Below are 8,258 nucleotides of genomic sequence, written 5' to 3' on the forward strand. Positions count from 1 at the left end.
TGGTACCCGCGGCCGGACTCGAACCGGCACGGCCTTTCGGCCTGGAGATTTTAAGTCTCCTGTGTCTACCATTCCACCACGCGGGCCAGCGGCGCGGACAATATCGGATGTAGGCAGGGTGTAAAGCCGCGAAGGGGGCTGCAAAGCACGATAAGCGCTAAAGATCGTCCTCCCCGGCCTCAAGCACCCGCAAAAGGTGCCGCTCGCCCAACCAGGGGTTCAGATCCAACGCCGTTCGCAGCTCCAATGCCGCCTCGGCGTTGCGTCCCAATGCCATCAGGGTCAGCGCACGACCGGTTCGCGCCGCCACATGCCGCGGCTGACGTTCAAGCGCCGCGTCCAACTCGGGCAAGGCCTTGTCGAATTCCTCGCGCAGGAAATGAATGAACCCGCGCTGATTGTAGCCTTCGGCATAATCGGGACAGTAGGTTACCAAGGCGTCAAAGGCCTTCATCGCCGCATCAAAATCATAAATCTCGCGCCGCGACATCCCGGACTCAAGAAGATCCTGCGCATGGGCATCCGGTGCGTCGGACCACAATTCCCACATCCGGTTAGAAAGCGCCCGTCCCGCGGCCTCGTTCGGGGCCTGCTGCGCCTTATCGATCAGATCGCCCAAGGCCTGCTCATGATCGGGCGGCGCCGGGCATGTCGCCCAAACGGGTGACGCAACCACGGCAAGACAAGCGAATACGCGAAAGATCATGGCTAAACGATACCGCCAGCACGCCAATTCGGTCAAATCACATCCGAGAGTGCATTTTCCTTGACCGCCTGCATCGCCACATAGGTCGAGGTGTTCGACACATGCGGCAGGGTCGAGACATGATCGGCCAGAACCCGGCGATAATCGCTCATGCTTTGGGTGCGCACTTTCATCAGGTAATCGAAATTGCCGGCGATCAGGTGCACCTGTTCAATTTCAGGCACCTTGGCCACGGCCGCGTTGAACTCGGCCAGCGCCGCCTCGCGCGTGTCACTCAAGCGCACTTCGACAAAGCTGACGTGATCCATGCCCAGACGGATCGGATCGAACAACGCCCGGTATCCGGTGATGATCCCATCCTTTTCCAGCCGCCGCAAACGCGCCTGCGTAGGCGACTTCGACAATCCAATCTGCCGCGCTAGATCCGTTATCGAGATGCGGCCATCCCCCGCCAGCGCCCTTAGAATCGCACGGTCGAAACGGTCAAGTTCTGGGTGGTCATTTTGCATGGTCTATGGCCGTTTTTTAATCCGATTTCACCATGTATATAGCAGTATTGAGGAAAAACAACTCGTCATTAGGTGCTAAACTTATGCAAATCGCCTTTTCGGGAGGAAGCCAACATGCCCTATGATACCGACATCCGTCGCGCCATCGACCTCGCCACCTATGCCGACGAGCAGAAAACCGTCGCACAGCTGACAGAGTTGGCTAACCTCTCCGAAACCGACCGCGCGCGTATCGTCGAACGTGCCGCCCAATTGGTGCGCGATATCCGCGGCCAATCCAGCCCCGGCCTGATGGAAGTGTTCCTTGCCGAATACGGTCTGTCAACCGAGGAAGGCATCGCGCTGATGTGTCTGGCCGAGGCGCTGTTGCGCGTGCCTGATGCCGATACCATCGACGCGCTCATTGAAGACAAGATCGCGCCGTCCGATTGGGGCAAGCACATGGGCCATTCCGCCTCACCGCTGGTCAATGCCTCCACTTGGGCGCTGATGCTGACCGGCAAGGTGCTGGAAGACGAAAAACCGGGGCTTGTCGGCACCCTGCGCGGCGCCGTCCGCCGCTTGGGCGAGCCTGTCATCCGCACCGCCACGGGCCGCGCGATGAAGGAAATGGGCCGTCAGTTCGTTCTGGGCGAGACCATCCAATCGGCCATGGACCGCGCAGCGGGGATGGAGAAGAAGGGTTACTCCTACTCCTACGACATGCTGGGCGAGGCCGCCCGCACCGATGCCGACGCCACCCGCTATCACCTCAGCTACTCGCGCGCCATCACCGCCATCGCCAATGCCTGCACCAATGCCGACATTCGCGACAACCCCGGCATTTCCGTGAAACTCTCGGCCCTCCACCCCCGCTATGAAGTGGCCCAGCGCGAACAGGTGATGGATGTCCTCGTGCCCCGCCTGCGCAGCCTCGCGCTTCTCGCGAAATCGGCCAAGATGGGCCTCAATATCGACGCCGAGGAGGCCGACCGCCTGTCGCTCTCGCTCGACGTGATCGAAACCGTGCTCTCCGAACCCGCGCTTGCCGGGTGGGACGGTTTCGGCGTGGTGGTACAGGCCTACGGCCAGCGCGCGTCCCACGTTCTGGATTTCCTGAACGATCTGGCCACGCGGCTGGACCGCAAGATCATGGTGCGGCTCGTCAAAGGCGCCTATTGGGATACCGAGATCAAGCTGTCGCAGGTCGAAGGCGTCGAGGGCTTCCCGGTTTTCACCTCCAAGCCCGCCACCGACATCAGCTATATCGCCAATGCCCGCAAACTCCTGTCGATGACCGACCGGATTTACCCGCAATTCGCCACCCACAACGCCCATACGGCGGCGGCGATCCTCGACATGGGCAAGGATCAGAAGGATGAGTTTGAATTCCAACGCCTGCACGGCATGGGCGAGGCGCTGCACGACATCATCCTGAAAAACGAAGGCACCCGCTGCCGGATCTATGCCCCCGTGGGCGCGCACCGTGACCTCTTGGCCTATCTCGTGCGCCGCCTGCTGGAAAACGGTGCCAACTCCAGCTTCGTCAACCAGATCGTCGATGAGGACGTGCCGCCCGAGGTGGTCGCCCGCGACCCCTTCGAGGCGATCAACGATGAAACGCCCCACCTGCCCACCGGACCGGAACTTTTCCTGCCCGAGCGCAAGAACTCCATGGGCTTTGACCTCGCCCACCAACCCACGCTCGACGCCATCGACGCGGCCCGCGGCCCCTTCGTCAACCACTCATGGGAGGTTGGCCCGATCCTCGCAGGCAAAGCGGCCCCCGAAGCCCCGAAACCGGTGATCAACCCCGCCGATCCCGCCGATCAGGTGGGCACCGTCGCCACCGCCAGCGCGGCGGATATCGAAACCGCGCTCGCCTCCGCCAAACCATGGGACGCCAGCCCGGAGGAACGCGCCAAGGTGCTCAACAAGGTGGCTGACCTCTACGAGGAAAACTACGGCGAGCTTTTCGCCGCCATCCACCGCGAGGCAGGCAAAATGGTGCTCGATGCCGTGGCCGAACTGCGCGAAGCGGTGGATTTCCTGCGCTACTACGCGGCCAACGCCCCCAAGGACGAGGCTGTGGGCACCTTCACCTGCATCTCGCCTTGGAACTTCCCCCTGGCCATCTTCACCGGGCAAATCAGCGCCGCCTTGGCCGCTGGCAACGCCGTCCTGTCGAAACCGGCCGAGCAAACGCCGATCATCTCGGCCCTTGCCATTGACCTGATGCACAAGGCGGGCGTGCCGAAAGAAGCCCTGCAACTCCTGCCCGGCGGCGGCGAGGTGGGCGCGGCCCTGACCTCCGATGCCCGCGTAAACGGCGTGGCCTTCACCGGCTCCACCGCCACGGCGATGAAAATCCGCTCTGCCATGGCCGAAAACCTTGCCCCCGGCGCGCCGCTTATCGCCGAAACCGGCGGGCTGAATGCCATGATCGTCGATTCCACCGCCCTGCCCGAACAGGCGGTACAGGCCATCGTGGAATCCGCGTTTCAATCGGCAGGCCAGCGGTGCTCCGCCCTGCGCTGCCTCTACGTGCAGGAAGACATCGCCGAACCCTTCATCGAAATGCTCACCGGCGCGATGGATGCGCTCAACATCGGGTTGCCGTGGCACCTCTCCACGGATGTTGGCCCGGTGATTGACGAAACCGCCCGCTCCGGCATTGCCGAACATATCCAGAAAGCCCGCGCCGAAGGCCGTCTGATCCACGAGCTGAAAACCCCCAACGCCGGCACCTACATTGCGCCGACGCTGCTCAAACTCGGCGGGATCGAGGATCTGGAGCGCGAGATTTTCGGCCCGGTCCTGCATCTGGCCACCTTCAAATCGACCGAACTGGACCAAGTGATCGACCGGATCAACGGCACGGGCTACGGCCTCACCTTCGGGTTGATGACCCGGATCGACGACCGCGTGCAATATGTCACCGACCGCATCCACGCGGGCAACATGTACGTCAACCGCAACCAGATCGGCGCGATTGTCGGCAGCCAACCCTTTGGCGGCGAAGGCCTCTCCGGCACCGGCCCCAAGGCGGGCGGCCCGCACTACCTCGCGCGCTTCACGGCTCACCATGCCGACCAAGCGAAAGGCGATTGGCCCCGCGACATGGGCCGCGAAGACCTGCAAGGCGCGCTCGACAAGGCCAATGCACATCAGGCCGAACGCCGCGACGCATTGGTCCTGCCGGGGCCGACAGGCGAATCCAACCGCCTGACCACCCACACGCGCGAGGCGCTCTTGTGCCTCGGGCCGGGGCCCGAGGCGGCGGCCGAACAGGCCCGCTTGGTCGAAGCCTTGGGCGGCATCGCGGTACAGGCCACAGGCCACGTCGCGCCCGAGGCGCTGGCCACCATGGGCGGGCTCTCCGGCGCGCTTTGGTGGGGGGATGAAACCACCGCGCGCGCTTACGCACAGGCGCTCTCGCGCCGCGCGGGGCCGATCCTGCCACTTATCACCGGGAAGCCTGACACCGGCCACGCCCTGCACGAACGCCACGTTTGTGTCGATACCACCGCCGCAGGCGGCAACGCCGCCTTGCTGGGCGGTATGTCCTAAACGACCGCGCAAGCCCGTTCGAACGGGCTTGCCCCATGCGCCTTGCAAGGCGCATATCGCGCGATTTGCAAATCGCGCCGTCCAAGGATTTTCGAAAATCCTTGGCCCGCCTCCACCCTCTCGCTTGACGCGGGGCCGGGGGCGGGCCAACTATCCTCCATGCTGCCCATTCGCGATCATAACCCGTCCGAGCAGACCCCTTGGGTCACCTATGCCCTGATCGCCGTGAACGTGGCGATTTTCCTGAGTTACTGGGGGCTCTTTTCTAACCCACGCGCCATCACCCTGTTCTTTCTCGATTGGGGCATGGTCCCGGTTCTGGTGACCGAACAGGGCACCTGGGGCACGATGCTCACCTCCATGTTCCTGCATGGCAGCATCATGCACCTTCTGGGCAACATGCTGTTTCTCTGGATTTTCGGCGACAATCTGGAAGAGGAGATGGGCCATATCCGCTATCTTCTCTTCTACCTCGCCTCCGGCCTCGGCGCGGGCCTTGCGCATTACTACGCCGCGCCCTTGAGCGAGGTGCCCACCGTCGGCGCCTCCGGTGCCATCGCCGGGGTGATGGGCGGCTACCTGCTGCTTTTCCCCAAAGCGCAGGTCGATATCCTGATCTTCATCGTCTTCATCATCAAGGTGATCCCGGTCCCGGCATGGCTCATGCTGGCGCTTTGGTTTGCCATGCAAATCTTTGGCGGTTTCGGGGCCGACCCGATGACCGGCGGCGTGGCCTACTGGGCGCATGCCGGGGGTTTCGTGGTGGGGGCGATCCTGACCCTGCCGATTTTCCTGCGCCGCGGCGGCGCGCGCTTTTGGGAGCGCACCGACGGCCACCCGCCGCATCCAGAGGCCGAATACAGCTACCAACGCACCCATATCCCCCGCGTCAGGAGGCGTCGCAAATGACAACCAAGGCCACCTGCCACTGCGGCACGGTCGAATTGCACCTCGACCTGCCAAACGGCATCAAAGGTGCACACCGCTGCACCTGTTCCTTCTGCCGCCGCCGGGCCGCGCCCAACATCTCGGTCCCGCTTACCGCGCTAACCGTGGCACGCGGGGCCGACAACCTCACGCTCTACACATGGGGCACCGGCACAGCACAGCACTATTTTTGCAAAACCTGCGGCATCTACACCCACCACCAACGCCGCTCAAACCCAAACGAATACGGCGTCAACCTTGGCTGCATCGAAGGCCAGAACCCCGCCGACTATGAGCCGATGCCGTGGTACGACGGCATCAACCACCCCTCGGATCGTTAAACCCCGGCATCGTCCGACTGGATCAACCGCCGCCTGAGCCACCCCGAGATCGTGTCCATCGCCATGACCATCAGCACGATCAGCACGATGTAATAGCTCACCTCTTCCCAATCCTTCTGGGTAATGATCGCCTGGGTCAGCAACAGGCCGATCCCACCGCCGGTAATCGCGCCGATGATCGTGGCACTCCGGGTGTTGGATTCAAGGTAATAGAGAAGCTGGCTCAGCAAGACCGGCGTGATCTGCGGAATGACCCCAAAGCGATACCGCTGCATCGGCTTGGCCCCCGTCGATTGCACGCCCTCGATCTGCTTTTCATCCACATTTTCCAAGGCTTCCGAGAAAAGCTTCCCGAAGGTTCCGGTATCGGTCAACAAGATCGCCAAAGCCCCCGTCAACGGCCCCGGCCCAAAGGCCCGCGCCAAGACGATGGTCCAGATCAGGGCATCAACCCCCCGCACGAAATCAAACACCCGCCGCACGCCGAACCGCACCGCCATGAAGGGCGAGAAGTTCCGCGCCGCCATGAAGGCCAAAGGCAGCGCCAGCATGGCCGCCCCGAAGGTGCCAAGAAAGGCCATCAGGATGGTCTCGAACACCGCCCACATGACCTCCGAATGCCGCCACATGGCGTTGTTCCAGAAATCATGCCACATGGCCCCGATGTTCGACATCTCCGGGCGCAACCGCTCACCCGACACCGCAAGCCCCACCAATTCGCCAAAGCCTTTGCCATGGAACGGGCTGTCCAGCGTGAAGAAAAACAGCTCCCAGCCCATCTCGTATTTGAACAGCTCCGCCCGCGTCCGCGTCACCGTCAGACGCCCCCGGTCGGTGGTCACCGCCAAGCGGTTTTTCGAGGCATTGATCCACTCGGGTTGGTCCTCCATGTCCCCTTGCGGAAACACCATCTCAACGCCGCTGCGCGACGGGCGCGCCTCGATCATACCGAAATCGGGAATGTCATAGCGCACCCACTCGCCTTCATAGGTCACCACATGACCCCGGCCCAGTTGCGCCACCATGCCGGTTTCGGTCAGGTTGACCCAGTCAGGTGCGGTGCCGTCGGCATAGGTGCCCTTGCGCTCGCCCTCGATGGCAATCTCGATACTCTCCGACCGCGCGTCATACAAAACATGCGTTTTGTGGCTGTAACTGTCGGCCACCAGGGCGCGGGCGTTGTCAATGCTCGCCCGCTCGCTCAGCCCCGGAATATCAAAGGCGAAGAAAACATAGACGAAATAGGCCAGGATCACCGCAGGCAGGCCAAAGTTGAACAGGCGCTTGCGCCCGAACAGGCGGCTTGCCTCGCCCTTGAAATCGGCTGTCTCTGTCATGCTCATTTCTGCGCCCCCTTGGTCAGGCGATCCCGGTAATACGATGAAATCTGGTCGAAAAACACGATGGTCAGGAACAGCAGGATGAAAATCGCCGCCGCCTCATCGAACTTGCCCTGCCCCCATGACATGGCGTTCTTGAGCTCGTACCCGATGCCGCCCGCGCCGACGAACCCAAGGATCGCCGAGGCGCGAATATTGATCTCGAACCGCAGCAGCGCATAACTCAGGTAATTGGGCGCCACCTGCGGGATAATGCCCAATAGCATCCGCTGCGACCAGCTTGCGCCGACCGATTGCAACCCCTCCACGGGCTTGAGAGAGGCGTTCTCATTCACCTCCGAAAACAGCTTGCCCAGCGCCCCAACAGTATGCAGCGCAATCGCGATCATCGCGGGCACCGGCCCGCCACCCAAGACAAAGATCAGCACCAGCGCAATCACGATCTCGGGGATCGCGCGCAGAATGTCCATGATCCGCCGAAACACCGGGATCATCCGGGGCCAGCGCGCCATGCCCCGCGTCGATAAAAGCGACATCACGATGCCCAGCATCGCGCCCAACAGGGTCGAGGCCGCCGCTATATTCACAGTCTCCAAAAGCGCGGGGAAAAACGTCACGAAATGGCCGGGCAGTTCATGGGCCTTCTCAACGGCCTCGCCCCAGACCTGCGCCGGGAAATCCAGCACATTGTGCCAGCCATCCCAAAAGCCCCCGGCGTTGCGATCATCGGCAAGGTTGAACCCCGCCACCATCAGCGCCACGAAAATCGCCAGCATCGCACCGGAATAAAGCCGCCTGCGGCGCGTCATCGCCATATAGGCGTTCCGAATACCATCTGTCGTGATCGGCGCCTGCGCGCTCAGGTCTGCCATGCCCTGTCCCCCGG

Annotated in this window: 7 protein-coding genes and 1 tRNA gene; 3 read left to right on the top strand and 5 right to left on the bottom strand. The window is 62.6% G+C overall.

The window, feature by feature from the left end; translation table 11 throughout:
• The 3 genes from QZ498_RS16740 to QZ498_RS16750 form a co-directional block, all read right to left on the bottom strand.
• Window positions 1-86, bottom strand: a tRNA-Leu gene (locus tag QZ498_RS16740).
• A 71-nt stretch (window positions 87-157) separates the two neighbouring features.
• Window positions 158-619, bottom strand: a complete 462-nt coding sequence (locus QZ498_RS16745; RefSeq protein ID WP_294624308.1) for a tetratricopeptide repeat protein — start codon at window positions 617-619, stop codon at window positions 158-160.
• Window positions 620-738: 119 nt separating this feature from the next.
• Complete coding sequence (locus QZ498_RS16750) at window positions 739-1,215, bottom strand: Lrp/AsnC ligand binding domain-containing protein (RefSeq protein ID WP_294624310.1); 477 nt, start codon at window positions 1,213-1,215, stop codon at window positions 739-741.
• A 114-nt stretch (window positions 1,216-1,329) separates the two neighbouring features.
• Between QZ498_RS16750 and putA the strand changes: the two genes are divergently transcribed.
• From putA to QZ498_RS16765, 3 genes are all read left to right on the top strand, one after another.
• Window positions 1,330-4,764, top strand: coding sequence for a bifunctional proline dehydrogenase/L-glutamate gamma-semialdehyde dehydrogenase PutA (gene putA / locus QZ498_RS16755; RefSeq protein ID WP_294624312.1), 3,435 nt, complete (start codon window positions 1,330-1,332; stop codon window positions 4,762-4,764).
• A 159-nt stretch (window positions 4,765-4,923) separates the two neighbouring features.
• Window positions 4,924-5,673, top strand: a complete 750-nt coding sequence (locus tag QZ498_RS16760) for a rhomboid family intramembrane serine protease (RefSeq protein WP_294624314.1) — start codon at window positions 4,924-4,926, stop codon at window positions 5,671-5,673.
• Complete coding sequence (locus tag QZ498_RS16765) at window positions 5,670-6,032, top strand: GFA family protein (protein WP_294624316.1); 363 nt, start codon at window positions 5,670-5,672, stop codon at window positions 6,030-6,032. Before QZ498_RS16760 ends, QZ498_RS16765 begins: the two co-directional genes overlap by 4 nt.
• Here the strand turns inward: QZ498_RS16765 and phnE (QZ498_RS16770) are convergent.
• Both phnE (QZ498_RS16770) and phnE (QZ498_RS16775) read right to left on the bottom strand, forming a co-directional pair.
• Complete coding sequence (gene phnE, locus QZ498_RS16770) at window positions 6,029-7,375, bottom strand: phosphonate ABC transporter, permease protein PhnE (RefSeq protein ID WP_294624318.1); 1,347 nt, start codon at window positions 7,373-7,375, stop codon at window positions 6,029-6,031. The two genes, QZ498_RS16765 and phnE (QZ498_RS16770), sit on opposite strands and share 4 nt — an antisense overlap.
• Complete coding sequence (gene phnE, locus QZ498_RS16775; RefSeq protein ID WP_294624320.1) at window positions 7,372-8,244, bottom strand: phosphonate ABC transporter, permease protein PhnE; 873 nt, start codon at window positions 8,242-8,244, stop codon at window positions 7,372-7,374. The genes phnE (QZ498_RS16770) and phnE (QZ498_RS16775) overlap by 4 nt, the downstream gene beginning before the upstream one ends.
• Between the last annotated feature and the right edge of the window lie 14 nt (window positions 8,245-8,258).

This window comes from uncultured Roseovarius sp., assembly GCF_913057115.1.
Classification (GTDB): domain Bacteria; phylum Pseudomonadota; class Alphaproteobacteria; order Rhodobacterales; family Rhodobacteraceae; genus Roseovarius.